General features: G+C 67.5%; 23 protein-coding genes and 1 other RNA gene. 11 read left to right on the top strand and 13 right to left on the bottom strand.

The features are described from left to right. The first annotated feature begins 57 nt into the window (after positions 1–57). The gene (locus tag ACOEQ2_RS07335) at positions 58–429 is read left to right on the top strand and encodes an ArsR/SmtB family transcription factor (protein ID WP_419730720.1); all 372 of its coding nucleotides are present in this window, start codon (positions 58–60) and stop codon (positions 427–429) included. Here the strand turns inward: ACOEQ2_RS07335 and ACOEQ2_RS07330 are convergent. From ACOEQ2_RS07330 to ssrA, 5 genes are all read right to left on the bottom strand, one after another. Further along, the gene (locus tag ACOEQ2_RS07330) at positions 368–1,027 is read right to left on the bottom strand and encodes a flavin reductase family protein (RefSeq protein ID WP_419730719.1); all 660 of its coding nucleotides are present in this window, start codon (positions 1,025–1,027) and stop codon (positions 368–370) included. The two genes, ACOEQ2_RS07335 and ACOEQ2_RS07330, sit on opposite strands and share 62 nt — an antisense overlap. Positions 1,028–1,029: 2 nt before the next feature. Continuing rightward, on the bottom strand, positions 1,030–1,422 hold the full coding sequence (locus ACOEQ2_RS07325; RefSeq protein ID WP_419730718.1) for a VOC family protein: 393 nt from the start codon (positions 1,420–1,422) through the stop codon (positions 1,030–1,032). A 17-nt stretch (positions 1,423–1,439) separates the two neighbouring features. After that, positions 1,440–3,113, bottom strand: coding sequence for a fumarate hydratase (locus ACOEQ2_RS07320; protein ID WP_419730717.1), 1,674 nt, complete (start codon positions 3,111–3,113; stop codon positions 1,440–1,442). A gap of 80 nt (positions 3,114–3,193) precedes the next feature. After that, the gene (locus ACOEQ2_RS07315; RefSeq protein ID WP_419730716.1) at positions 3,194–3,763 is read right to left on the bottom strand and encodes an SspB family protein; all 570 of its coding nucleotides are present in this window, start codon (positions 3,761–3,763) and stop codon (positions 3,194–3,196) included. A gap of 137 nt (positions 3,764–3,900) precedes the next feature. Continuing rightward, positions 3,901–4,223: a transfer-messenger RNA gene (ssrA, locus tag ACOEQ2_RS07310) on the bottom strand. A gap of 53 nt (positions 4,224–4,276) precedes the next feature. Between ssrA and thyX the strand changes: the two genes are divergently transcribed. Together thyX and ACOEQ2_RS07300 are read left to right on the top strand one after the other, a co-directional pair. Next, positions 4,277–5,233 (top strand): FAD-dependent thymidylate synthase, encoded by a 957-nt coding sequence (thyX, locus tag ACOEQ2_RS07305; RefSeq protein ID WP_419730715.1) that lies wholly within the window; start codon positions 4,277–4,279, stop codon positions 5,231–5,233. A 76-nt stretch (positions 5,234–5,309) separates the two neighbouring features. Further along, positions 5,310–5,486, top strand: coding sequence for a hypothetical protein (locus ACOEQ2_RS07300; protein ID WP_419730714.1), 177 nt, complete (start codon positions 5,310–5,312; stop codon positions 5,484–5,486). A 24-nt stretch (positions 5,487–5,510) separates the two neighbouring features. Here ACOEQ2_RS07300 and ACOEQ2_RS07295 read toward each other — a convergent pair whose 3' ends face one another. Further along, on the bottom strand, positions 5,511–6,710 hold the full coding sequence (locus tag ACOEQ2_RS07295) for an Mrp/NBP35 family ATP-binding protein (protein ID WP_419730713.1): 1,200 nt from the start codon (positions 6,708–6,710) through the stop codon (positions 5,511–5,513). Between the two features lie 200 nt (positions 6,711–6,910). On the opposite strand from ACOEQ2_RS07295, the gene ACOEQ2_RS07290 reads away from it, so the two are divergent. The 5 genes from ACOEQ2_RS07290 (at position 6,911) to ACOEQ2_RS07270 (ending at position 13,472) form a co-directional block, all read left to right on the top strand. Further along, positions 6,911–8,116, top strand: coding sequence for an OpgC family protein (locus ACOEQ2_RS07290; protein ID WP_419730712.1), 1,206 nt, complete (start codon positions 6,911–6,913; stop codon positions 8,114–8,116). Positions 8,117–8,134: 18 nt separating this feature from the next. Next, the gene (locus ACOEQ2_RS07285) at positions 8,135–8,767 is read left to right on the top strand and encodes an SGNH/GDSL hydrolase family protein (protein WP_419730711.1); all 633 of its coding nucleotides are present in this window, start codon (positions 8,135–8,137) and stop codon (positions 8,765–8,767) included. A 119-nt stretch (positions 8,768–8,886) separates the two neighbouring features. Continuing rightward, on the top strand, positions 8,887–10,587 hold the full coding sequence (locus ACOEQ2_RS07280; RefSeq protein ID WP_419730710.1) for a DegQ family serine endoprotease: 1,701 nt from the start codon (positions 8,887–8,889) through the stop codon (positions 10,585–10,587). A gap of 10 nt (positions 10,588–10,597) precedes the next feature. Then, on the top strand, positions 10,598–11,680 hold the full coding sequence (locus tag ACOEQ2_RS07275) for an FUSC family protein (protein WP_419730709.1): 1,083 nt from the start codon (positions 10,598–10,600) through the stop codon (positions 11,678–11,680). A 73-nt stretch (positions 11,681–11,753) separates the two neighbouring features. Continuing rightward, positions 11,754–13,472: a methyl-accepting chemotaxis protein gene (locus tag ACOEQ2_RS07270; RefSeq protein WP_419730708.1), complete on the top strand. Its 1,719-nt coding sequence runs from the start codon at positions 11,754–11,756 to the stop codon at positions 13,470–13,472. Positions 13,473–13,476: 4 nt separating this feature from the next. Here the strand turns inward: ACOEQ2_RS07270 and ACOEQ2_RS07265 are convergent, their stop codons facing one another. Continuing rightward, on the bottom strand, positions 13,477–14,082 hold the full coding sequence (locus ACOEQ2_RS07265; protein ID WP_419730707.1) for a hypothetical protein: 606 nt from the start codon (positions 14,080–14,082) through the stop codon (positions 13,477–13,479). A gap of 66 nt (positions 14,083–14,148) precedes the next feature. Continuing rightward, the gene (locus ACOEQ2_RS07260) at positions 14,149–15,732 is read right to left on the bottom strand and encodes an alginate export family protein (protein ID WP_419730706.1); all 1,584 of its coding nucleotides are present in this window, start codon (positions 15,730–15,732) and stop codon (positions 14,149–14,151) included. Between the two features lie 376 nt (positions 15,733–16,108). Between ACOEQ2_RS07260 and ACOEQ2_RS07255 the strand changes: the two genes are divergently transcribed. The 3 genes from ACOEQ2_RS07255 to ACOEQ2_RS07245 all read left to right on the top strand — a co-directional run bounded on the left by ACOEQ2_RS07255 (position 16,109) and on the right by ACOEQ2_RS07245 (position 20,107). Next, a complete protein-coding gene (locus ACOEQ2_RS07255) occupies positions 16,109–17,617 on the top strand; it encodes a glucan biosynthesis protein (protein WP_419731160.1) in 1,509 nt (502 codons plus the stop codon). A 41-nt stretch (positions 17,618–17,658) separates the two neighbouring features. Beyond that, the gene (gene mdoH, locus ACOEQ2_RS07250) at positions 17,659–19,743 is read left to right on the top strand and encodes a glucans biosynthesis glucosyltransferase MdoH (RefSeq protein ID WP_419731159.1); all 2,085 of its coding nucleotides are present in this window, start codon (positions 17,659–17,661) and stop codon (positions 19,741–19,743) included. Between the two features lie 124 nt (positions 19,744–19,867). Then, on the top strand, positions 19,868–20,107 hold the full coding sequence (locus tag ACOEQ2_RS07245; RefSeq protein ID WP_419730705.1) for a hypothetical protein: 240 nt from the start codon (positions 19,868–19,870) through the stop codon (positions 20,105–20,107). A gap of 25 nt (positions 20,108–20,132) precedes the next feature. On the opposite strand, the gene ACOEQ2_RS07240 is transcribed toward ACOEQ2_RS07245, so the two are convergent. From ACOEQ2_RS07240 to ACOEQ2_RS07220, 5 genes are all read right to left on the bottom strand, one after another. Further along, positions 20,133–20,897 carry an SDR family oxidoreductase gene (locus tag ACOEQ2_RS07240; RefSeq protein WP_419730704.1) on the bottom strand — a complete coding sequence of 255 codons (765 nt, stop codon included), beginning with the start codon at positions 20,895–20,897 and terminating at the stop codon, positions 20,133–20,135. A 61-nt stretch (positions 20,898–20,958) separates the two neighbouring features. Further along, positions 20,959–21,984: a substrate-binding domain-containing protein gene (locus ACOEQ2_RS07235; protein WP_419730703.1), complete on the bottom strand. Its 1,026-nt coding sequence runs from the start codon at positions 21,982–21,984 to the stop codon at positions 20,959–20,961. Between the two features lie 35 nt (positions 21,985–22,019). After that, a complete protein-coding gene (locus ACOEQ2_RS07230) occupies positions 22,020–23,009 on the bottom strand; it encodes an ABC transporter permease (protein ID WP_419730702.1) in 990 nt (329 codons plus the stop codon). Continuing rightward, positions 22,996–23,511, bottom strand: coding sequence for an ATP-binding cassette domain-containing protein (locus ACOEQ2_RS07225; RefSeq protein WP_419730701.1), 516 nt, complete (start codon positions 23,509–23,511; stop codon positions 22,996–22,998). Before ACOEQ2_RS07225 ends, ACOEQ2_RS07230 begins: the two co-directional genes overlap by 14 nt. 12 nt (positions 23,512–23,523) lie before the next feature. After that, a complete protein-coding gene (locus ACOEQ2_RS07220; RefSeq protein WP_419730700.1) occupies positions 23,524–24,561 on the bottom strand; it encodes an ATP-binding cassette domain-containing protein in 1,038 nt (345 codons plus the stop codon). Between the last annotated feature and the right edge of the window lie 30 nt (positions 24,562–24,591).

Here is a 24,591-nt window from a genome sequence, read left to right as displayed (position 1 = left end):
ACGTGTAATGAGGCTTAGTTCGATATTTATCGAACAAAGGCAAGGGGTGCTGGGGTGATGGGGGATGGCGCACACGCGCAAGCCGGTGACCACGACGCGCCGTCAGGGCCTGCGCTGCGGCTGGACAAGGTGTTTCAGGCGCTCAGCGATCCGGTGCGTCTCGGCATCGTGATTCAGCTTCACCGCGAGGGTGAGAGCAGTTGCGCGGCACTTGATGGTGGCCGGCCGAAATCCACGATGTCGCACCACTTCCGGGTGCTCCGGGAGGCCGGGCTTGTCGAGACCCGTGCCCAGGGCGTGACCCACATCAACACTCTTTGCCGGGATCGCCTCGATGCGGCGTTTCCCGGCCTGCTGGACGCGATCGTCAGCGCGGCGGGAGCGAGCCGTTATCGGGCCGACGCATATGAAAGAACGCCTCGGGGGTGACCTCGATATAGGCCGTCGGACCGCCGCCACGCAGGATCGGCCGGGCGCTTGCGGTGTCGTAGATGCCGTCCTGGATCAGGCTGAGGTCGATATGCACCGCCACCACCTGGCCGATCGTCAGCCAGGTCTGCACGGCGCGGCCCTCCAGATCGTGCAGTTGCACCTGCTGCAGCAGCCGGCACTCGAACGCGACCGGACTCTCGCCGACGCGCGGCACTTCGATCAGCCGGGACGCCACCGGTGTGAGCCCCGCGAGCTCGAACTCGTCCACCTCCGGCCCGACCGTGGCGGCCGTGGCATTCATCGCCTCGGCCAATGGGCGCGTCGCCAGGTTCCAGGTGAAGTCGCGCGTCCTGGCGATGTTGGCGACGCTGTCCTTCCAGCCGGTCGAGGAGAAGCCGATGATCGGCGGCGTGTAGTTGAACGCGTTGAAGAAGCTGTACGGCGCCAGGTTGAGGTTGCCCGCCTCAGCACGACTGGCGATCCAGCCGATCGGCCGCGGCCCGACGATCGAGTTGAACGGGTCGTGCTTCAGCCCGTGACCGTGCCGCGGCTCATAGAAATGCATCGCCGCATCCGGCCGGATCTCGTTGCTCATGGTCAGCCCTGGTAGGAGGCGATCTCGATCAGGTTGCCGTCCGGATCGTGGCAATAGACCGAGGTGGTGGGGCCGAGTGCGCCCAGGCGGGCAACCGGTCCCTCGGTGATCGTCACGCCGCAGCGGCCCAGATGGTCCACCACGTCCACGCTCTCGACCGCGGTGACGAAGCAGAGGTCCTGGCTACCCGGCAGGCTGTCCTCGGCGGTGATCCAGCCCTCCGCGCCATACGGCCGCAGGTTGATCTTCTGGCCGCCGAACTTCAGCGCACAGCGGCGGTTGCGGCCGTACTCCTCATGCTCCATCCCGAGCACGCGCTGATACCACGACGAGGATTTCTCCACGTCGCGGCAGGTGATGACGATGTGATCGAGCCGGTCGACGGTGAAGCGCATCGGTCAGGGCAGCCTGTTCAAGTCAGTCCATCGTAGAAATCATGGCCCTTGTCGTCGATCACGATGAAGGCCGGGAAGTTCTCGACCTCGATCCGCCAGACCGCCTCCATGCCGAGCTCCGGGTATTCGAGGACCTCGACCTTGCGGATGCAATCCTGCGCGAGCCGTGCCGCCGGGCCACCGACCGAGCCGAGATAGAAGCCGCCATGCGACTGGCAGGCATCCTTGACCGCCTTCGAGCGGTTGCCTTTCGCCAGCATGACGAACGATCCGCCCGCTGCCTGCAGCATGTCGACATAGCTGTCCATGCGGCCGGCAGTCGTGGGCCCGAAGGAGCCGGTCGGCAGGCCGTCGGGAGTCTTGGCCGGGCCCGCGTAATAGACCGGATGGTTCTTCAGGTAATCCGGCAGCCCCTCGCCACGATCCAGCCGCTCCTTGAACTTGGCATGGGCGATGTCGCGCGCGACCACCACCGTGCCGGTCAGCGACAGCCGGGTCTTGACCGGGTACTGCGACAGCAGCTTGCGGATCTCCCACATCGGCTGGTTGAGATCGACCGGCACCACCTCGTCGCCGAGCACCGCGTCGGTGGCCTCGGGCAGGAAGTGCGCCGGGTCGGTCTCGAGCTGCTCGAGGAAGATGCCCTCGGGCGTGATCTTGGCCTTGATCTGCCGGTCCGCCGAGCACGACACGCCGATCCCCACCGGCAGCGACGCGCCATGCCGCGGCAGCCGCACCACGCGCACGTCGTGGCAGAAATACTTGCCGCCGAACTGCGCGCCGATGCCGAGCGACTGGGTCAGCTTGTGCACCTCGGCCTCGAGCTCGACATCGCGGAAGGCGTGGCCCAACTCGGAGCCCGCGGTCGGCAAGGCGTCGAGATACTTGGTCGAGGCGAGCTTCACCGTCTTGAGGGTGAACTCGGCCGAGGTCCCGCCAATCACGATCGCCAGGTGATAGGGCGGGCAGGCGGAGGTGCCGAGCGTGCGGATCTTCACGCCCAGCCACTCCAGCAGCTTCTCCTTCGACGCCAGCAGCGCGCGCGTCTCCTGGAACAGGAAGCTCTTGTTCGCCGAGCCACCGCCCTTGGCGATGAACATCAGATGCAGCTCGTCGGCATGGTGCTCGCCGGGTGCCGCGTTGATGTCGAACTGCACCGGCAGGTTGTTGCCGGTATTGACCTCGTCGAACATCGTCAGCGGCGCCATCTGCGAGTAGCGCAGGTTGGTTTCGGTGTAGGTCCGGTGGACGCCGTAGGAGAGCGCCTCCTCCTCGTTGCCGAGGATCCACACACGCTGGCCCTTCTTGCCGAACACCATCGCGGTGCCGGTATCCTGGCACATCGGCAGCACGCCGCCGGCGGCGATCGAGGCGTTCTTCAGCAGGTCGAGGGCCACGAAGCGGTCGTTCGGCGAGGCCTCGGGGTCGGTCAGGATGCGCGACAACTGCGCCAGGTGGCCAGGCCGCAGCAGGTGCGAGACGTCGCGGAACGCCTGTGCTGCCAACTCCGACAGCGCCTCGGGCGCGATCTTCAGGATCGTGCGGCCATCGCAGACGGTCGTCGAGACGCCCTCGATCTCGAGCTTGCGCCAGGGGGTTTCGTCCTCGCCCAGCGGGAACATCGGCGAGTAGGCGAAGGCTTTGGCGGTCTTCCCGTCGGAGGAGGCACGGCGAGGCGGCAGGGCGTTCATGGCGGTTCCGGTTCAGGCAGCGTCCGTCTGGCCGGGCAGGCCAGCCCGAAGACGCGCAGGTGAAAAGGAAACGGTAGCGATCAGGTGGGTGTGGACCCGCCGCGCTTGCGGAAGGCATCGAGGCTGACGACCTGCGGCGTCGGGTCCGGAGCCGGGCCGGTGTCGGCTTCCTCGTCCTGCATGTCCGCCTTGCCCGAGGATACCGGACTCTCATCCACGATCTCGACCGCATCCTCGGTTCCGGGCGTGAACCGCAAGACCAGGCGCACGAACGGGTCGGCGAACCCGGTGATGGCACGCAACGGCACCACCAGCGTCGTCGGCACGCTGCCGAACGACAGCCCGACGGAGAGGGTCTGCGCCTCCTCGTCGATCTTGAGGTCCCAGAACTGGTGCTGCAGGACGATGGTCATTTCCTGCGGGTACTGCGCCAGCATCCGCTTCGGCACCACAGTGCCCGGATCGTCGGTCCGGAAGGTGATGTAGAAATGATGGCCCTCGGGGAGGCCGTCCGCCGCGGCATGGTTGATTGCCCTGGCCATCACCTGGCGATATGCGTCCTCGATCCAGCGGTCATACGGCAGCAGGCTGTTCGGCATGCCGCCTTCGTCGCCGCCGCCGGAGATACCACCGACATCGTCCTCGGCCATGCGGGCCCCCTGGTTCGTGCCGGATGCCGTGCGATGGCCCTGGCCTCAATCGTGCAGCCATGCGGCAAAGCCCCAGGCGGCGCAAGCTGATCTCACAAAGAGCCATCGCACGGAAGCGATGACCAGGCGGTTAACGAAGTGGGGGGGCTTCTGTTGCCCGGTGCCCCCCCGAACCGCGCTTATCGCTTATGCAGCGACAGCGAGCGCCTCATGGTTATCATTGGCACTTGTGATATGACCCGATAACGGCGGTATCATGCCGGGCAAAAGGTGAGTCTTTACCACGCGTGTCGAGCCTGTTTCGTCCCCATAAGCCTGGACCTTGCGGACCAGATTGGTGGAGACGCCGGGCACTGCCCCCGGGTCCACAACGTTTATTCCAATCACCGTTTATCGCCATAGCTGGGGTTGCCCCCTCGCACCGCCATACATAGGGCGCCCCACCCCCCGCGTCCAGGGCGCCTTGTTTCCCGGGGTGATGGAATTTCCCTCGCCGCGTGCTACGCCCGATCCATGCCACTCAGCCCCGACCAGCTCGCCGAGATCGACCAGCACAGCCAGGCCAGCGCGCCTACCAGGCGGGCCACCGTGCCTGCATTGGAGGCGATGCTGTATCGCCCGATGCCGGTGCTCGATCACGGCTTCGTCCGCGTCGTGGACTACATGGGCGACGATGCAGCGATCGTACAGGCGGCGCGCGTTTCCTACGGCCGCGGCACCCGCAAGGTGTCGGAGGATGCCGGGCTGATCCGCTATTTGATGCGCCACCGGCATTCGACGCCGTTCGAGATGTGCGAGATCAAGTACCACGTGAAGCTGCCGATCTTCGTGGCGCGCCAGTGGATCCGCCACCGCATGGCCAACGTGAACGAGTACTCGGCGCGCTACTCGATCCTCGACCGCGAGTTCTACATCCCGGAGCCGGAACACCTGGCGGCGCAGAGCCAGAACAACCGGCAGGGGCGCGGCGCGGTGCTCGAAGGCGAGGCGGCGCGCGAGGTGCTCGACCTGCTGCGCGACGACGCCGCCCGCTGCCACGATCACTACGCGCTGATGCTCGGCGACGAGGATGCGGACCAGCCCGGCGACCAGCCGCCCGCGGAAACCGCACGTCGCGGCTACGGCCTGGCGCGCGAGCTGGCGCGGATGAACCTCACGCTCAATACGTACACGCAATGGTACTGGAAGTCCGACCTGCACAACCTGCTCAGCTTCCTGAGCCTGCGCCTGGACAGCCACGCGCAGTTCGAGATCCGGGTCTATGCGGAGGCGATGCTCGAGACCGTGCGCGCCTGGGTGCCGACCGCCTGTGCCGCGTTCGAGGATTACCGGCTTGGCGCCTTCACCCTGTCGAGCTCGATGCTGGACGTGGTCAGGCGGCTGCTGGCCGGCGAGGCGCTGGAGCAGAAGGCGAGCGGCCTCAGCAGGCGGGAATGGGACGAGCTGATGCAGGCGCTCGGGCGCAGCTGAGCCGGGAACACGGGATCCTGAACGGTGCGGTATCGATCCGTATTGCGAACTCCGTCGACAGGCCTACACTCCTGTCATGGCTGACCCAGGTAAGCCGAGCCCGCTCCCGAGCCTGATGCCGTTCATCGTGATGGCGGTGCTGCTGGTCGTCATCTATGGCGGGTTCCTGCTGTTCCCGATGATCAAGTCGATCATCAACCAGCAGGACTGCGTCGCGACCGGCCGCAACGATTGCTACCAGCGTTCCGGCTAGTGCCCGCCGCCCGACAGCCAGCTATCAGCTAGCCCGCGGCCTCTGCAGATGCGGCCGCAGCGCTTCCGCCACGCGGGCCGCGATCGCGTCATAGGCGCGGCCGGCCTCGCTGTCGGGGTCGCGTGCCAGGATCGGCGTGCCGGCATCTGCGCTGAGCCGGATGTCCATCAGCAGCGGCACCTCGCCGAGGAACGGCACCCCCAGCGCCTCCGCCTCCTTGCGCGCGCCGCCATGTCCGAACAGCGGCGTCGCGTGGCCGCAATTCGGGCAGCAGAACACGCTCATGTTCTCGACGATGCCCAGCACCGGCACGTTGGTCTTCTCGAACATCGCGACGCCGCGCCGCGCATCCAGCAGCGCGATGTCCTGCGGCGTCGACACGATCACCGCACCCGCCAGCGACACCTTCTGCGCCATGGTCAGCTGCGCGTCCCCGGTGCCGGGCGGCATGTCCACCACCAGCACGTCGAGCGCGCCCCATTCCACGTCGCTCATCAGCTGCAGCAGCGCGCCCATCACCATCGGACCGCGCCAGATCATCGCCGTGCGCTCCTCGACCAACAGCCCGATCGACATCGCCTTCAGGCCCCACGCCGCGATCGGCATCATCCGCTTGTCGCGCACCTCCGGCTGGTAGGTGCTGATGCCGAGCATGCGCGGCAGGCTCGGCCCGTGGATGTCGGCATCGAGCAGCCCGACCGACAGCCCGAGGCGCGACAGCCCGATCGCCAGGTTGACCGCGGTCGTCGACTTGCCGACGCCGCCCTTGCCGGATGCGACCGCGATCACCGCGCGCACGTCGGGCAGCAGCTTGGCCGGTTCCGCCGCCGGACCGCCGCCCAGACTGATCGGTCGATGACCGCCCCCGCCGGACGCCGGCCCCCCTGAAGGTGACGCCCCTGATGGTGCCCCCCCTGATAATGGCAGAGCGGGCGGCGCCGAGGCAGGAGCCTGGCCGGCGCCACGATGCGCGGTCAGCACGACGGTCGCGTTCATGACGCCCGGCACCGCACGCAGCGTGCGCTCCACCGAAGCCCGTACCGGATCGAGCGCGGCTGCATGGGCCCGATCGGTGGCCAGCGTCACCTGCACCAGCCCGCCCTGGACGCGGACGCTCTCGACCAGGCCGGCGGTCACCAGGTCCTGGCCGCTGCGCGGATCGATCGCCTGCTCGAGCGTGCGCCTGACGGCCTGCTCGAGTGCCTCGCTGGTTGCGTCCGCCATGCTGCCTCCCGTCGCCGACCCACTCACGACCGGGATCGGCTGGAGCAACAGATGGACGTGGGGCGGGCATAATGCAGCCGTCCCGCCGCGGCAAACGTTGGTGCCCGTAGCAGAGCGTAACGCAGGCACCGTTGCCCTGGAACCTGGACCGCGAAGGTCCATAGTATCGGCGGGATGGGGCGAGGCAGGGGGAGGCGTCGATGAACATGACCATGGCGCTCAGCCCACCGCCGGACACCGCCGCCGTGTCACCGGCGCCGCGTCCCACGCGCGATCACCGGGTGGACGCGCTGCGTGGCGTGGCGCTCACCATGATGTTCGCCGACCACATCCCGCAGAACCTGCTGAACCGCCTTACCCTGCGCAATCTCGGGTTCTGCGATGCGGCAGAGGTGTTCGTGCTGCTGGCCGGCTTCGCTTCGATGCTCGCCTATGGCCGTGCCTTCGAGCGCCAGGGCGTGGCGACCGGCGTGTCCATGCTGATGCGCCGGGTGATCCGGCTGTACCTGTTCCAGATGGGCATGCTGCTCACCACGGTGACGGCGATCAGGCTGTGGCGCCGCTATCATCCGGTGCCGGTCGACTTCCTGGAGCCGGAGCTGGCACACGGGGTGCACAGCTTCTGGCGCGTGCTGTCGTTGCAGGCGCTGCCCGGCAATCTCAACATCCTGCCGCTCTACATGGTGCTGCTGATCCTGTTCCCGGTGATCTACCTGGCGCTGAGGATCAACTGGCGCGTAGCACTCGCCCTCAGTGCCGCGGTCTGGCTGCTGATCAACATCGACCCGCGGCTGAACCTGCCGAACTGGTTCGACCCGGATGGCTGGTATTTCGACCCGTTCGCCTGGCAGTTCCTGTTCACCATCGGCGCCTGGACTGCGATGGCGACCCGCACCACCGGCGGCGACATCGGGCACTCGCGCTGGCTGGTCGCCGTCTGCTGGCTGTATCTCGGCTTCAGCGCGATCCAGTCGTTCCCCTGGTCGCAATGGGGCTTGCCCAACCTGGCACTGCTGCCGATCGCACCCCCGCAAAAGACCCCGCTGTCGCCGCTGCGGTTGATCGACGTGCTGGCGATCTTCTACCTGGTGCTGAGCAGCCGCCTCGCCAGCACAGTGTCGGCGATGCGGGTCGGCCAGGTCTTCGCGGTGTTCGGCCGCCACTCGCTCGAGGTGTTCTCCGTCGGCACCGTGCTCGATCTGCTGTTCAGGCTGGTGATGACCACCTATGGCAGCGGCTGGCCGATGCAGATCGCGGTCAACGTGCTCGGCTTCGGCACGCTCTATCTGATGGCGACCGCGCTGGACCGTCGCAAGCAGGCCCGCAAGGAGGTCGAGCGGCGCCGGGCCGATGACCGCGGCAAGGCGGAGCGGGTGCCGGGTTCTGCCGCCGTGTCCAACACCTGAACGAAGCGCCTGATCTCGATGAACAGCCTGTCCCGCCTGCCGCTCCTGCCTCGCACCCACGCCCGCCATCTCGGCCCGTCGGCACCCTTGCGCATCGTCGCGTTCGGCTCGTCGACCACCGAGGGCTCCGGCTCCAGCGGCCCGGCGCACACCTACCCGGCGGTGATGCAGGCTACCCTGCTGCCGGCCTTTCCAGGGGGCATCGTGCTCTCCAACCAGGGCGTCGGCGGCGACAACGCGGTGTCGATGGATGCTCGCCTGGACGCCGTGTTGGGGGCCGAGCCCGACCTCGTGGTGTGGCAGACCGGATCCAACGACCCGTTGCAGCAGGTGCCGCTCGAAACCTTCGAGCGCCTGACCCGCGCCGGCATCCGGCGGTTGCGCGCGACCGGTTCGGACCTGGTGCTGGTCGACCAACAGTACTGCCGGGCGCTCGAGGAATGCGCCGATTTCCCGCCCTTCCTGGACGCGCTGCACCGGATTGCCGCCGAGGCAGGGGTGCCGGTGTTCGATCGCTACCGCCGGATGCGCGAGTGGTGCACGGGCGATTTCACCCGGGACACCCTCTCCCCCGACGGCCTGCACATGGCAGATCCCGGCTACGCGCTGCTGGGCCAGGCCATCGCCGCCTGGCTGCTCGAACGCGTCTGATCCGTCGCCGCCGGCTCTTGCCCGCGACCGGAGCCCGTGAGCAGACTCGGAGCGCGACCGATGTCGTCCGGCGATCCATGATCGTTCCTGTAAGCCTCCTGCTGGAGACATTTCGACCCATGCGCTTCGCGACACCGCGTTCCGGCGGAAGCGCCGTCTCCCGCCTGCGAGCCGGTCTGCTGGCTTCCTCGGTTGCCATTGCCGCCACCTGCGGCGTGGTCCCGGTGGCCACGTCGCCGACACCGGCCTTCGCCCGCGGCGCTCCCGACAGTTTCGCCGACCTCGCGGCAAGGCTGCTGCCGTCGGTCGTGAACATCTCCTCGACCGAGACCGTGTCCGACGACAGCCAGGAAGACGATGACGATCCCGACCAGGGCGCCCCAGGCAACCCGCCAGGAGACAAGGACCAGAGCGGCAAGGACCAGGGTGGCAAGGACCAGAACCAGGTGCCGATCCCGAGCTTCCCGCCGGGCTCCCCGTTCGAGAAGTTCTTCCACGATTTCATGAACAAGCACGGTGGTGGCCAGGGTGGGGGCCCCGGTGGTCCGGCAGCACCTGGGCACAAGATGCAGAGCCTGGGGTCGGGCTTCATCATCGACCCGTCCGGCCTGATCGTGACCAACAACCACGTCATCAAGGGCGCCGACAGCATCACCGTGACGCTGCAGGACAACACCGTCCTGAAGGCCCGCCTGCTCGGCCACGACGACAAGACCGACCTCGCCCTGCTCAAGGTCGACACCGATCACAAGCTGCCCGCGGTGGCGTTCGGCGACAGCGACAAGGCGCGGGTCGGCGACTGGGTGGTGGCGATCGGCAATCCGTTCGGCCTGTCCGGCACGGTCACTGCCGGCATCGTCTCGTCGCGCGGCCGCTCGCTCGATAGCGGCCCCTACGACGACTTCATCCAGACCGACGCGCCGATCAATCGCGGCAATTCCGGCGGACCGCTGTTCGACATGGACGGCAACGTGATCGGCATCAACACCGCGATCTACTCGCCGTCCGGCGGCTCGATCGGCATCGGCTTCTCGATCCCCTCGAACGAGGCGCGCGGCGTGATCGACCAGCTGCGCCAATACGGCAAGGCGAAGCGCGGCTGGATCGGCGTGCACATCCAGGACGTGACCCAGGACATCGCCGACAGCCTCGGCCTCAAGACCGCCAAGGGCGCGCTGGTCGCCGGGGTGGAGTCGAACGGTCCGGCGGCAAAGGCCGGGCTTCGCAGCGGCGACGTGATCCAGCAGGTGGGTGGGACGGACGTCGATGGCCGCTCGCTGCCCCGCGTGGTCGGCGAGACCCCGGTCGGCCAGAGCGTGCCGCTCGGGATCTGGCGCGATGGCAAGGCCCAGACCATCCAGGTGACGGTGCGCGAGTTCCCCGAGGACCAGCCGAAGCCCGCCGCCGCGGCGCCGGCGAAGAAGCCCTCCGCTCCGGCCGCGGTCGATCTGGCCGGGCTCGGCATGAAGCTCGCCCCGCTGGATGACGGCCTGCGGCAGAAATACCAGCTCGGCGACAGCCAGAAGGGCGTGGTGGTGACCGACGTCACGCAGTCCGGAGCGGCCTCCGATCGCGGCATCCGGCCGGGCGACGTGATCATCGAGGTGCAGCAATCCGAGGTCACCACACCCACCGACGTGCAGGCCCGGATCGCCGATGCGCGCCGGCAGAAGCGGCCGTCGGTGGTGATGCTGGTGCAGAGCGGCGACGGGATGCGTTGGGTGCCGTTGCCGATCGAAGGGCTGCAGCCCGGAAGTGCCCCTGGAATCGGATCCGATCGGATTCCCAACCCCCCACGCCACTCCGGAAACCACGACTAGGACCCAGCCGGTGGTGATCGAACCGGCGTCGCCGCATGCGTTCGGGCGCCTCGTCTCGCGGCTGGCAGGCTGGACGCCGGAGCTGCGCCAGACGGTGCGCACGCTGGTGTCGGTCTTCCTCTCCGGCCTGATCGCGCATGCGCTGCATCTGCACGAGGCGGCCTGGGCGCTGATCACCGCGGTCATCGTCACCCAGGCTCGGGTCAGCTCGAGCCTTGAGGCCGGACGCGACCAGATCCTCGGCACGCTGATCGGGGCCGTCGCCGGCGTGGTGGCGATCGTCCTGTCGCTCGAGGGTCTGCCGGAGCTGCCGGTGTTCGCCGTGCTGATGGTGCCGATGGCGCTGATCGCCGCTTTCCAGCCGAACCTGCGGCTCGCCGGGGTCACGCTGGTGGTGGTGTTCCTGTTCCCCGCGCAGGGCGGCGGCCCGTTCAGCCGGCCGGTCGATCGCGTGCTGACGATCCTGCTCGGCGCCGGCGTGTCGCTGGTGGTCTCCTACCTGGTGTTCCGCAGCCGGGCCCGCAGGCTCGCGTTCCAGGCAGCGGCGGCGATGCTGGACACCCTCGACGAGACGCAGCGGCGCGTGTTGACGCACCGGATCCGGATCCCGGAAGTGGAGACGCTCAACGACGCCGCCACGGAGTCGCTCAAGGCGCTGGTGACGGCGATCCTGGAGGCGCGACGGGAGCGCCTGGGCTCGATCGAGCGCCATGAGCCGCTGATGGTGCGACTGGCGCCGATGCTGCGCCGGCTGCAGAGCGACGTGCTGTTCGTCGCACGGGCGAGCGACGAGACCGCGGTGGCGGGTCCGACGCCCGACCGGGATGCGCCACTGGTGCCGCAGATGGCGGCCGTGTCGGAGGCGATCACGGCTGCGTTGCAGGCGCTCCGCACGGCGATGCAGGACGAAGCCGACAACAACAACCATGCGCATGACGAGGCGGTCCACGCGGCAGATCGGTTGGCCGCGGTAGTCGGCCAGCTCGGCGACGATGCCGGTCCGCTGCCGCGCTTCACCTTGCAGATGCTGAGCCGCGACATCAGCGACACGGCGCTGGCACTCCGGCCGGAGAACAACGACCGCTCCAGCTGAACCTGCACGCCGAAGCCCGGGCCCTAACCGTTGCTTAACCAGTCTCGGCCATGTTCGCAGTCCTGGAGCCGTCATGGGCTTCGATGTCCGGGAGGCGAGCGCTTTGTTCCAGCTTTTGCAGAACGTCAGCGTTCGCGCCAAGGTCATCATGGCATTCGGCATCGTGCTGGCCTTCGGCGTCGGGCTCGGCCTGTTCGCGGTGGTGCAGGTGAAGCAGCTGAATGCGTCGGCTGCTGTCATCCATGACGATGTCACCGGCATGCGTCTGATCTCGACGATGGCCCTCCAGCTCGAGCGGATGCGCGGAACCGATGCGCTGCTGGGGATCGCGCGCACGGATGCCGAGCGGCAAAGTCTCGTCGATGCGGCGACGTCCGCACGGGAGGAGTTCGACAAGAGCTATGCGCGTTATGCCGCAACCGCCGATGCCGGCGAGGACCGCCTGATCGTGCAGGCGATCGACGCCGGCTGGAAGCGGCTCAGGACGGCCGAGCTCCCCTTGGGCAGGCTCGTCGGGGACCGCCACCTTGACCAGTCCAGCGCGCTGCTGCTGGACGGCATGCGCAAGGAGGGCGTGAGCCTGCGCCGCGAGATCGCCCGAGCCAGCAGCTACCAGGACCGGCAGGCGGATGCCTCCTCACGGGAGGGCCTGGCGATCGGCCGGACCGCACAGACCTGGATCATCATCGTCCTGCTGGCGCTGGCGGCGGGCTGCCTCGCGGTCGGCTGGTCGATGATCCACGGGATCTCCCATCCGATCGCCGCAATGACGGCCGTGATGCGTCGCCTGGCGGATCGCGATATGGCCGTCGTTATTCCCGGCACCGGGCGCGGCGACGAAATCGGCGGCATGGCCGTGGCTGTCCAGGTGTTCAAGGACAACATGATCGCAGCCGACCACCTCAGGGCGGAACAGGCCTTGGCGGAGATTGCCCGGCAACAGCGGACCGAGCGTCTCGAGACGCTGGTGCATGGTTTCGAAGCCAAGGCTGGCCATCTTGTCGGCAGTCTGGCCTCCGCCTCGACCGAGCTCGAGGCGACGGCACGGTCGATGTCGTCCATCGCGACCTCGACGAACCAGCAGGCCGGAACCGTCGCGGGAGCGGCCCGGGATGCCGGGACCAGCCTGCAGACAGTGGCCGCCGCCGCCGAGGAGCTCAGCGCCTCGATCGGCGAGATCAGCGGCCAGGTGGCGAGATCGGCCAGGATCACCGGCAAGGCGGTCGAGGACGCGCATCGCACCGATGCGATCGTCCACGCACTGGCTGCGAGTGCGCAGAAGATCGGCGATGTGCTGGGGTTGATCGCGAACATTGCGACGCAGACCAATCTCCTCGCCCTCAACGCCACGATCGAGGCGGCCAGGGCGGGCGACGCCGGGCGCGGGTTCGCCGTCGTGGCATCCGAGGTCAAGGGGCTCGCGCAACAGACGGCCCGCGCCACCGAAGAGATCGGCGTGCAGATCGCGCAGGTCCAGTCGGCCACGCGGGAGGCGGTCGAGGCGGTGCGCACGATCGCTGCCGTCATCGAGGATGTGGGTGCGATTGCCGCGGGGATTGCCGCTGCAGTCGAGCAGCAGGGGGCGGCCACTGCCGAGATCGCGCGCAACGTGCAGCATACCTCGCAGGCCGCGCAGGCGGTGACACTCAACATCGCCGGCGTGAGCAGCGCCTCGAACGATACCGGCGCCGCCTCGACTCAGGTTCTGGGCGCCGCCGCTGACCTATCGCGACAGGCCGAGGAGCTTTCTGCCGAGGTCCGCCTGTTCGTGTCGGCAGTCAGGGCAGCCTGACACCTCAGCGCGCGTTCGGCGTCGGAACATTGGCGGGCAGCGCCGCATTCGACGTGCCTGGTTGCGGCGACGCGCTGGAGGCGCCCGGGGGTACCGTGCCGGTATTCGAACCGACGGCCGGACTGGACGCGGTCTGCCGGCCACTGCCGGCCGGCGCGGTGTTGCGGAGATCCGGGTGTCGTCCAAGCCACCCGAGGCAGGTGCGCAGGATCGGCGCGCAATACGCATCCGGCGACAGGGTGGCGTTCTTCTCTCCGGAATACATGAGCTGCGTCACCCGGCCCTGATCCACTCGGAAGGTCGCGTGGCAGTAGCCGCCGTTCGACAAACCGAGGCCGCCGACGATCGGGACCGAGTAGCTCATCGAGCTGCTGGAGGTCGCGTAATAGGTCAGCACATCGGTCGTGCCGAAGCTCGCATGCTGGTCCGGCACGCCGAGGCAGGCTTCGAGATCGACCTCGCTCAGCCCGATCAGGCGGGTCTCCGCGCTGTGTGCGATGTGGCTGTCCTCGACGGCGCAGCCGCCGAGCAGCATGGACAGGCAGAGCGGCAAGGCGAGCCGGAAGTCGGGCCGTGCGGCTGGGAGATCGCGGATGACGAAAAATGACAAACAGAACCTCTGGATGCGTTGACTGGGCGCCGCCAACACGTCGCCCGCAACTGCAGTTCGCTTGTCTTAGAACCTGAAGGCAAGGGTGGAGAGGTAATACGTGCCGTTCGAGGCCCCGGCCTTCTCGATCGAGCGGGACGCGAAGTAGCGTGCCAGGTCGTGGGTCCAGGTCAGATGGCGGGTGATCCGCCAGGCCAGGGTCGCCTGTGGGAGGGTGCCGATGAAACCGCCGCTGTATTTGGCGCGGAATGGGTAGATGCGACCCGACCCATAGACCGCGTCATCGGCATTCTCGCGCCACAGAACCGGCACCTTGAAGCGCAACAACGTCGATTGGCTCGGCGTGTATTCGATCTGCGGGGCCAGGCTGACCAGGTTCGACGCGGTGAAATAGGTCGTGGTATCGAGGTAATTGCTCTGCGGGTTGTATGGCGCGATGTAGGTGCCCTCGCTGCCGGTCTTCTTGCTGTCGTTGCCGCCCGAATAGACGTCGGTCTGCACCCCGACCAGCGGCCGCCCATACACGCCCTGGAAGCGATAGCCGAGGAAGCTGTTGACCGCGAAGGCATCGACATCGCGGGTCTTGGAACTGTTGGCGTAGCGGAATTCGCCACCTTGATAGATCCCGCCAACCGAGAATTCGATCGGCCCGGCGCGGCCCCAGATCCGGGTGCCGTAATTGTCGCGCAGCGTCGAGCCGGCCTGGGTGCTGGTTGCGGTGGCGATCGCCGCCGGGGTGCCGCCCAGCAGGTAGCCGATATAGAACAGGTCGACGAACACGTGCCCGGGCTCGCCGAGCAGCTTGAAGTCGGGCAGGGCGTAGGAGCCGTTGCCGCCGAACAAACGCGAATTGTAGTTCTCGTTGTCGCGGAACATCTGCGTCGGCACGGTATTCGTCTGCACGAAATCGTATGCATCGAAGCGGATCCGCGGCCAGATCGCATATCCGCGCACGCCGTTCCAGGACAGCGGCAGGTTCGGCGTCTCGCGCAGATAGACCACGTAGTTCGGCGCATCCAGGAATTCCTGGCGCCCGAACAGCACGCCGGTCTTGGCGCCGGCGATATTGGCCTTCGCCTCCACGAACAGCTGCTGCACGTCGAGGCGCGAGCGGTAGGTCGTGTTGTAGCCGTAGCCGCCCCAGCCGGCGGCGTCGCCGTTGATGAGCTCGCCGTACACCCGCAGATGATCGCCGACGTGCAGGTCTGCGCCGACCGTGTTGCGCAGGGTCATGCGGCCGGAATCAGCGGGTTTCTGCTGGCCGAGGAAGGGGCGGTTCTCGAACCAGTTCTTGAGCCGGCTTTCGCCGCTCAACGTCAGGTAGATGCTCTTGCTGTCGTTGAGCGGGATGAACTTGAGCGGATCGAAGACATCGTCACGCAGCTTCGGGTCGCGCAGCGCTCTCCAATCCTCCGCCCACCGGGTCACGCCGTACCGTGCGACCGGCCCGAACCCCGCAGGCGACCCGTCGAGCTGGTTGAATACTCCCCAGTCACCGGTATGGATGGATTTCGGAGCCTGCGCCTTCGTCGGGTTGGACCGCGCCTGGGGCAGGGCCGAAAACTCCGGCGTGGTGTGCAGCGTCGCGGAGCGTCCCTGTGCGTGCGCGGCACCGCAGCCGCCGGCCACCAGGAACAACGGCGCAGCCATCAGCGCAGCGGCAACCGCTCCCTGCTGCGACCAGCTTCGGAACTGCCCGGATCTCGGCGTGACCATACAAATTCCCGCGGGCTAGGGATATAACAACACTCAAGGACAGGGGTTTGACCAACTGCCGCTCAATTGACGACTATCCATAGTATTTCCCGGAGTGCAACTATCGTCCCGGGTGGTGCAACGAAAATCCCTCCCTCGACTCAGCTGCAAGGCTTCCGGCGCCGTCAAATTGCCACAGCGAGGGGGGACTGTTAGGAGCGCGGACGGATTGCAGCCGGCCGCCGGTACCGTCAGGCGGCGGGCCGGAACAGGGAGGACGCGGTTGGCTCTGCTTCGACGTGACGTGGTCCAGGCCGGTGCCGGTGCATCGATGATGGCGCTGCTCGCCGGTGTCGCCTTCCCCGGCGCGGCAGCCGCGGACACGAAGCCGGACGCCGCTCCCAACGCGGCACCGGGCCCGTTCGACGGCGCCACCGTGCGGCGATTGGCGCAGGCAATGGCGAAGCACGCCTACCAGGCACCCGACAGCCGGCTTCCGGGCGCCATCGACAAGATGGATTTCGACCAGTATCGCGGCGTCCGCTTCAAGAAGGACAGCGCGCTCTGGCGTGGCCAGGGGCTCAACTTCCAGATCGAGTTCCTGCCCCGCGGCTTCCTGTATCGCCCGCGTATCGACATCTTCGAGGTGACGAACGGCCAGTCGGTGCGCGCACCCTACAACCCCGATTTGTTCACCTACGACGATCCGAAACTGCGCGTGCTCGACGACATCGGTTTCGCCGGCTTCCGCATCCACTACCCGATCAACCGGCCGGACTATTTCGACGAGATCTGCGTTTTTCTCGGCGCCAGCTATTTCCGCGCCGTCGCCCGGGGCCAGACCTACGGCCTGTCGGCGCGTGGGTTCGCCAACGGCACCGGCGATCCGAAGGGCGAGGAGTTCGCGTTGTTCCGCGCCTTCTGGCTGGAGAAACCGCAGCCCGGCATGACCGCAATCGTGGTGCACGCGCTGCTCGACAGCCCGACCGTCACCGGCGCCTACCGCTTCACCATCAGGCCCGGCGACGAGACCATCTTCGACGTCGAGAGCGTCGTGTATCCGCGCCGTACGATCGCCGGATCGGGCATCGCACCGCTCACCGGCATGTTCTATTTCGACGCCAACGACCGGCAGCATGTCGATGATGCGCGCCCGGCTGCGCATGACAGCGAAGGCCTGTCGATGTGGAGCGGCAAGGGCGACCAGCTCTGGCGACCGTTGGTCAACCCGATCGACCTGCAATTCAGCGCCTTTTCCGACGTGACGCCGAAAGGCTTCGGCCTGATGCAACGCAAGCGCGCGTTCGCCGACTTCCAGGACCTGGCTCTGTCCTATGAGAAACGCCCGAGCCTGTGGATCGAGCCGATCGGCGACTGGGGCGAGGGTGCCATCGACCTGGTCGAGTTGCCGACACCGAACGAGGTGAACGACAACATCGTCGCGTTCTGGCGCCCGAAGGCTCCACTCACGGCGGGTGGCGAGTACACCTACACGTACCGGATGCATTGGGGCTGGGACAATCCCTGGTCGAGCCGCTTCGCCCGCGTCAGCGAGACCCGGATCGGCGCCACCGGCGACCACAAGGGCCGCTTCGTCATTCTCGATTTCACCGGGGATGCGGTGAAGTCGCTCGGGCTCGACGCAAAGCTGCATGCCGATCTCGGCACCAATGCCGGCGACATCCGCAACGTCGTCGTGGTGCCGAATCCCGAGATCCAGGGCTGGCGCATCACCTTCGAGTTCTACCCAGGCAGCGCGAAGATCGCCGAGCTGCACTGCATTCTTGCCAGCGAGCAGGCGCCGCTCTCCGAGACCTGGGTCTATCGTTGGACACCCTGACATTGCAGTGTCCGGCGCTGCCTCCGGAGGCGCCGCTGTCGATGCCGGTGCAGTCGCTCTCCTCTGCGCCGCACGTCGATGTCCGCCCCGGCCCCTCGACGCGCGCACCGACACTGTGGCTTCGCCGCCTGGGCGTGATCGGCGGCGCCGTTCTGCTGACCCTCGGCGGCGGCTACGAGATGTATTTCGTGCTGAACGGCAACGGCCCGAACACCCTCGGCCTGATGGTGCTGGCCCTGTTCGTCGTGCTGTTCGCCTGGATCGCGCTCGCCTTCACTTCGGCGCTCGGCGGCTTCATCCCTTTATTACGGGGTGGCGGCCTTGGGCTCGGCATCGTCCGCGATGGCCCGCTGCCGGAGCTCACCACGCGCACCGCGCTGTTGCTGCCGACCTACAACGAGGATCCGACGCGGGTCATGGCCGGCCTGCGCGCAATCTACGAAAGCCTCGACGCTACCGGTAAACTCCCCCATTTCGACCTGTTCATCCTGTCCGACACCACCAACCCGGATGTTTGGCTCGAGGAGGAGGCGGCCTTCCTCGCGCTCAGAGACGCGACCGGCGGTCACACCCGCATCTTCTATCGCCGGCGGCCGAAGAACACCGAGCGCAAGGCCGGCAATGTCGGCGAGTGGGTGCGCCGCTTCGGGGCCGCCTACCCGCAGATGATCACCCTCGACGCTGACAGCGTCATGGATGGCGGCACCATCGTGCGCATTGCGGGTGCGATGGAACGCCACCCGGGGGTCGGCCTGATCCAGACGCTGCCGGTGATCGTCAATGGCAGCACCCTGTTTGCCCGCATGCAGCAGTTTGCCGGCCGGGTGTACGGCCCGCTGATCGCCTACGGCATCGCCTGGTGGCACGGCCCGGACAGCAACTACTGGGGCCACAACGCGATCATCCGCACCCGTGCCTTCGCCGAACAGGCCGGGCTGCCGGTGCTCGAGGGCCGCCGTCCGATCGGCGGCCACATCCTCAGCCACGATTTCGTCGAGGCGGCGCTGATGCGTCGCGGCGGCTGGTCGATCCACATGGTCCCAGGCCTGGCCGGCTCCTACGAGGAGAGCCCGCCCTCGCTCACCGACATCGCCATCCGCGATCGCCGCTGGTGCCAGGGCAACCTGCAGCATGCCGGCGTGCTGCCGGCGCGTGGGCTGCACTGGGTCAGCCGGCTGCACCTGCTGATGGGGATCGGCTCCTACGTCACCTCGCCGCTGTGGCTGGTGTTCCTGCTGTGCGGCATCCTGATCTCGCTGCAGTCGCGTTTCGTGAAGCCGGAATATTTCGGCGGCACCAAGACGCTGTATCCGAACTGGCCGCAGGTCGATCCGGTGCTCGCCAAGTGGGTGTTCATCGGCACCATGGCGGTGCTGCTGGCGCCGAAGCTGCTGGCCTACGTGGCGTTGTTGTGCAATCCGGCCGATCGTCGCGGTGCCGGCGGGGCGGTGCGCGCGCTGCTGTCGCTGCTGATCGAGACGCTGCTCGGCGGCCTGATCGCGCCGATCGCCATGCTGATCCAGACCAACGGCGTGATCTCGATCCTGGCCGGCCGCGACTCCGGCTGGAACGCCCAGCGTCGTGACGACGGCCGCATCCCGCTCCGGCTGATCTGGGCCGGCTACTGGCGCTACATGGTGTTCGGGCTGGTGCTGGCGGGGATCGCCTGGGCGGTGTCGCCGGCGCTGTTCGCCTGGATGTCGCCGGTGCTGCTCGGGCTGGCACTGGCGGTGCCGCTGGTGTCGCTCACCGCGGGGCGGAGTTCGGGCCTGGCGCTGCGCCGCCTCGGCCTGCTGCGGATCCCCGAGGAAGTACGGCCGCCCGCCGTGCTGGCCCGTGCGGTGGCGCTGCAGGCTGTTGCGCGTGATGCAGCAGACGGTCCCGGTGCCAGCCTGATCCGCATGCTCGAGGATCCGTCACTGCTGGCCGCACATCGTGCGATGCTGCCGCCGGCCAGGATCCCCGGACGCGACCCGTTCGAGCCCTTGCTCGCGCTGGGCCTGGCCAAGCTGTACGAAGCGACGACCTTCGATCAGGCGCTGGGCCTGCTCACACTCCCCGAGCGGGCTGCCATCCTCGGTTCGGATGCCGGCCTGGAGCGGCTGCAGGTCTTGAGCCGGCTTTAATCCCCGCAACGTGACAGTGCAATTAAGATTGCACACCAGCGCTTGCACATTCGTTCGCGTTAGCCGATGTTACCGGCACAGATGCTCTGTAGCCAGTTCCGGAACGCGAGCAAAGGGCAATGCCATGTTGAAAAGCGATGTCGTCGAGGTCGACGGCGTGTTCGTCGGTACCGCGATCCTGCAACCGAACCGGACCGACCGCGCGTTCTTTGCCACCCACGACCGCGTCCGGATGCTGCACGGAAAGATCCTGCCGAGCCTGGCATCCGTCCGCTGGCACGCCGCGCGCCAGTTCCACGCCGCTGCCTCGACGACCCTGGCACTGCGGGCCGGGCCCGGATGCCCCGATTGCGTTCCGGGCTGATCCGCGTCGGGCCTGGGTCAGGCAGCTACTGGATGGTGAAGCCGCCATCGACGACCAGGTTCTCGCCGTTGACCATGCCTGCGGCGCCGCTCGCCAGATAAAGCGCCGCCATGGCGATCTCCTCGGGCTGGGCGAAGCGGCGCGTCGGGATCTGCCGCTTCATCGCCTCGCCGACCTCGCCGGCCCAGGCCTTCTTGCCGAGCTCGGTTTCCACCACGGTCGGGCTGATCGCATTTACGGTGACGCCGCGCGGACCCCATTCGAGCGCCAGCACCTTGGTCATGCTGATGATCGCCGCCTTGGATGCGCAATAGGCGAGGTGGCCGTCGATCGCGATGATGCCCGCCTGGCTGGCCAGGTTGACGATGCGGCCGCTCCCCTGGCGCAGCATCTCGCGCCCAACGATCTGCGACAGCACGAACGGCGCCCGCAGGTTGATCGCCATCGTCATGTCCCAGTCCAGCTCGGTCAGGCTGTCGGCGGGCGCCAGGCGGACGATGCCGGCGTTGTTCACCAATACGTCGATGCGCCCGAACCGCGCCAGGATCGCCGCCATCGCCTGCTCGAGTGCGGCGGTGCTGCTGACATCCGCCACCAGCCCCAGATGTCCGGCGTCGCCGAGTCCTGCCGCCGTCGTCTCGACCGACGGATCACGATCGACCAGCGCCAGATGTGCGCCCCGTTCGGCGAATACCCTGGCCATCGCCTGGCCGATGCCGGCCGCACCGCCGGTGACCATGACGACCTTGCCGGTGAAGTCGAAAGCGGCATCGAAAGCGGAAAGGGTCACGATCGAACTCCCTCGAGAATGACCGGGTGGCACCGATAAGCTGCCACCCGGAACGACGGTCCTACTGCTCGGCGTAGTGCCCGTCTGCAAGGTTCTTGTTGATCAGCGCCGGCAGGTCGCTCTCGAACTTGGCCGGGTCGCCATAGAGCTGGCCATAGTAGTGCGCGACGTTGTCCTTGGTGACTTCCGGCATCACGAACATCGCCTGCTTTGGCACGTCCTTGCCCTGGATGTGGTTGATCGCGACCTGCACCGCCATGCCGAGCTCGAGCGGGCCATCCTGCAGGTTGGTCTCGAGCAGGGTGCCGTCGCGGACCGCCCGCATGCCGTCCTTGATGCCGTCGACGGCGGTGACCGGGATCTTCACGCTCTTCTCGCGCATCGCCTGGATCGCGCCGATCGCCATGTCGTCGTTCTCCGACACCACGCCGGTGATCTGGTTGCCGTAGCGCGACAGCCAGTCCTGCATCACCGAGTAGGCCTGGTTGCGCGCCCAGTTGCCCGGCTGGATCGCCAGCAGCTTCACGTCCGGGTACTTCGCCAGGATGTTCTTGATGCCCTTGGTGCGATCGATCTCACCGGACTGCCCGAGCGGACCCTGGATCACCACGATGTTGCCCTTGTGGCCGATCGCATCGACCAGGTGCTGCGCTTCCTGCTCGCCCGCCTTCACGTCGTCCGGCCCGACATAGGACACTGCCTCGGCCATCACCGCGGGCGTCGCCGTCAGGTTCACGATGACAACCGGAATGCCCGCCGCCTTCGCCGCGTCGACCTGTGGGCCGAGCGTCGAGGAGTTGACCGGCGCGATGATGATCGCATCGACCTTCTGGTTGATGAACTGCTGGATCTGCGAGATCTGCGCGTTCACGTCCATGTGGCCCGAGTTCCACAACACGCTGGCGCCGTTCGCCTTGGCGATGGATTCCGCGCCCGCCTTACCCAGCGAGATGAACGAGCTCATGTCGTACACGGTGTAGCCGATCACCGGATGCGCCTTGTCGGCCAGCGCCGGTGCGGCCGAGACCGCAACGGTCGCCAGCATCGTGCTCGCCGCCAGCGCGGTCTTGATGAACTTCATGGTCATGGATGTCCCCCCTTGTTGAAAATTATCGGTCCGCGTCAGTCGTCGGTGCGGTGCGTCAGGCTGTCGACGAACACGGCGCCGATGATGATGAGGCCCTTCACGATGAGCTGGTAGAAGGGCGAAACATTGATGATGTTCAGTCCGTTATCGAGCACGCCGATGATCAGGAAGCCGAACACCGTGCCGATCATCGAGCCGCGGCCACCGGCCAGGCTGATGCCGCCGATGACTGCGGCCGCGATCGCGTTCAACTCGTAGCCGGTGCCGCTGGTGGCGATGCCCGCCGTCGCGCGCGAGGCCAGCAGCACCCCGGCGAGGCCCGCGAGCGCGCCGCCGATCGTGTACACCGCGAACCGGATGAACCGCAGGCTGACCCCGGCGACGCGGGCAGCGTGCGGATTGCCGCCGACCGCATACACATGCATGCCGAACTTGGTGCGGGCGAGCACGATCCACGACACCGCCACCACCACGACCATCACCAGCACCGGGATCGAGATCCCGGCGACGTTGCCGGCGAGGCCGAGGAACTGGTCGGACAGCCCCGAGATCGGCTGGCCGTCGCTGAACACGAAGGCAAGTCCGGAGGCGACCGTCATGTTGCCGAGCGTGGCGACGAACGGCGGCACCTTGGCGAATGCGACCAGCGCGCCGTTGAAGGCGCCGATCGCCGCACCCGCCAGCACGCCGATACCGATCGCCTCGGCGCAGGTCAGCGCGCCGTCGTTCTGCGCGAACAGGGCCGCCGCCACGCCGGACAGCCCGACCACGCTGCCGACCGACAGGTCGATGCCGCCGGTCAGGATCACGAACGTGGCGCCGGTCGCCAGCAGCGCGTTGGCCGCGACCTGGATCAGGATGACGTTCATGTTCGACACGGTCAGGAACGACCGGTTGGAGATCGCCAGCGTGACCAGGAACAGTGCCAGGATGATCACCAGCGAGTAGCGCAACGCGAAGCGCCGCAGCACGCGCGGGTCCAGGCCGGGCTTGCTCACGCCGTTGGCCGTCTCACTCAGCTGCATCGTCGGTCCTTCCCATGGCCAGGCGCAGGATGCGTTCCTGGTCCAGTTCGTCCTTGCGCAGCTCGCCCATGATGCCGCCGCCGCGGATCACCAGCACCCGGTGCGAAAGATTGATCAGCTCGGGCATGTCCGACGACGCCAGCAGGATCGCCACGCCTTGCGCCGCCAGGTCGTTGATCAGCCGGTACAGCTCGGAGCGGGCGCCGATATCGATGCCGCGCGTCGGCTCGTCGAGGATCAGCACCCGCGGCATGTCCGTCACCAGCCAGCGGGCCAGCGCCACCTTCTGCTGGTTGCCGCCTGACAAATGCCCGACCAGCTGGTTCAGCGTCGCATACGCCACCCGGGTGCGGCCGAGCACGTCGAGGGCGCGCTCCCGGCGGCGCGCATTGTTCATCCAGCCGCCCGGCCCGGTGAAATCGTCCAGGTGCGGCAGGGTGATGTTGTCCAGGATCGACAGCGAGGTCAGCACGCCGGCGAGCTTGCGATCCTCCGGCACCATGGCGATGCCGCGCTAAATCGAGCGCTTCATGTCGCCAAGGGGGAGGGCCTTGCCGTCGAGGGTCACGGTGCCGGTGGCCGGCCTGGTGCCGAAGATCGCCTCCAGCATCTCGCTCCGTCCGGCGCCGACCAGGCCGCCGAAGCCAAGGATCTCACCCGCCCGCACCGTGAACGACACCCGGGCGTCGTAGCCCGCGACGTGCAGGTCGCGCACCTCCAGAACAGGTGCCGCATCGTTGGCTGCCATCTGGCGGTCGGGGAACAGCTCGGTGATCTCGCGCCCGACCATGTCGGCGATGATCTGGCTCTCGGTGAGCGCCGACGTCGCCTCATGCCGGATGATCGCGCCGTCGCGCATGATCGCCACGGTGTCGGAGATCTGCTCGATCTCCTCCATGCGGTGGCTCGTATAGAGGATGCAGGTGCCGCGCTCGCGCAGCAGCCGGATCACCCGGAACAACTGCTCGGTCTCGCGCGACGACAGCGACGAGGAGGGCTCGTCCATCAGCACGATACGGCTGTCCCACGACGTCGCCTTCAGGATCTCGACCATCTGCGTCGCCGCCACGCCGAGCCGCTTCATCGGCATGGTCGGATCGAGATCGAGCCCCACGCCCTCCAGCATCGACTTCGCCTGGGCGATCATCTCGCGGCGGCGGACGAGCCCGAGCGGCCCGGTGGTCTCGTGGCCGATCAGCAGGTTCTGCCAGAGCCGCATCTCCGGGATCGGCGCCAGCTCCTGCGGGATGATCGAGACGCCGCGGGCCTGCGCGAGCTTGGGATCGAAGCGGCGGATCGTCTCGCCGAACAGCGCGATGCTGCCGCTATCCGGGGTGAGCTGACCGGCGATCAGCTTGAACAGCGTCGACTTGCCGGCGCCGTTCTCGCCGGCGAGCACGTTCACCGTGCCCGGCATGAAGCTGACCGACACCTCGCGCAGCACCGGAACGCCGTCGAATCCCTTGCTCAGCCCCGAGCAGAGGATCGCGGGTCCGGATGCATCACGGGCGTGGGGGAGGGCAGGCTCGGCCATGGTCGGAGCTGGAGACACATGGCCCTCCCGGCGCCTCCCGGTCATTCG

Origin of the sequence: Lichenicola sp. (genome assembly GCF_965198575.1) — a bacterium.
GTDB lineage: Bacteria > Pseudomonadota > Alphaproteobacteria > Acetobacterales > Acetobacteraceae > Lichenicola.
The sequence above is the reverse complement of the archived record's forward strand: the minus strand, read 5'-3'. Positions and strand labels throughout refer to the sequence as shown.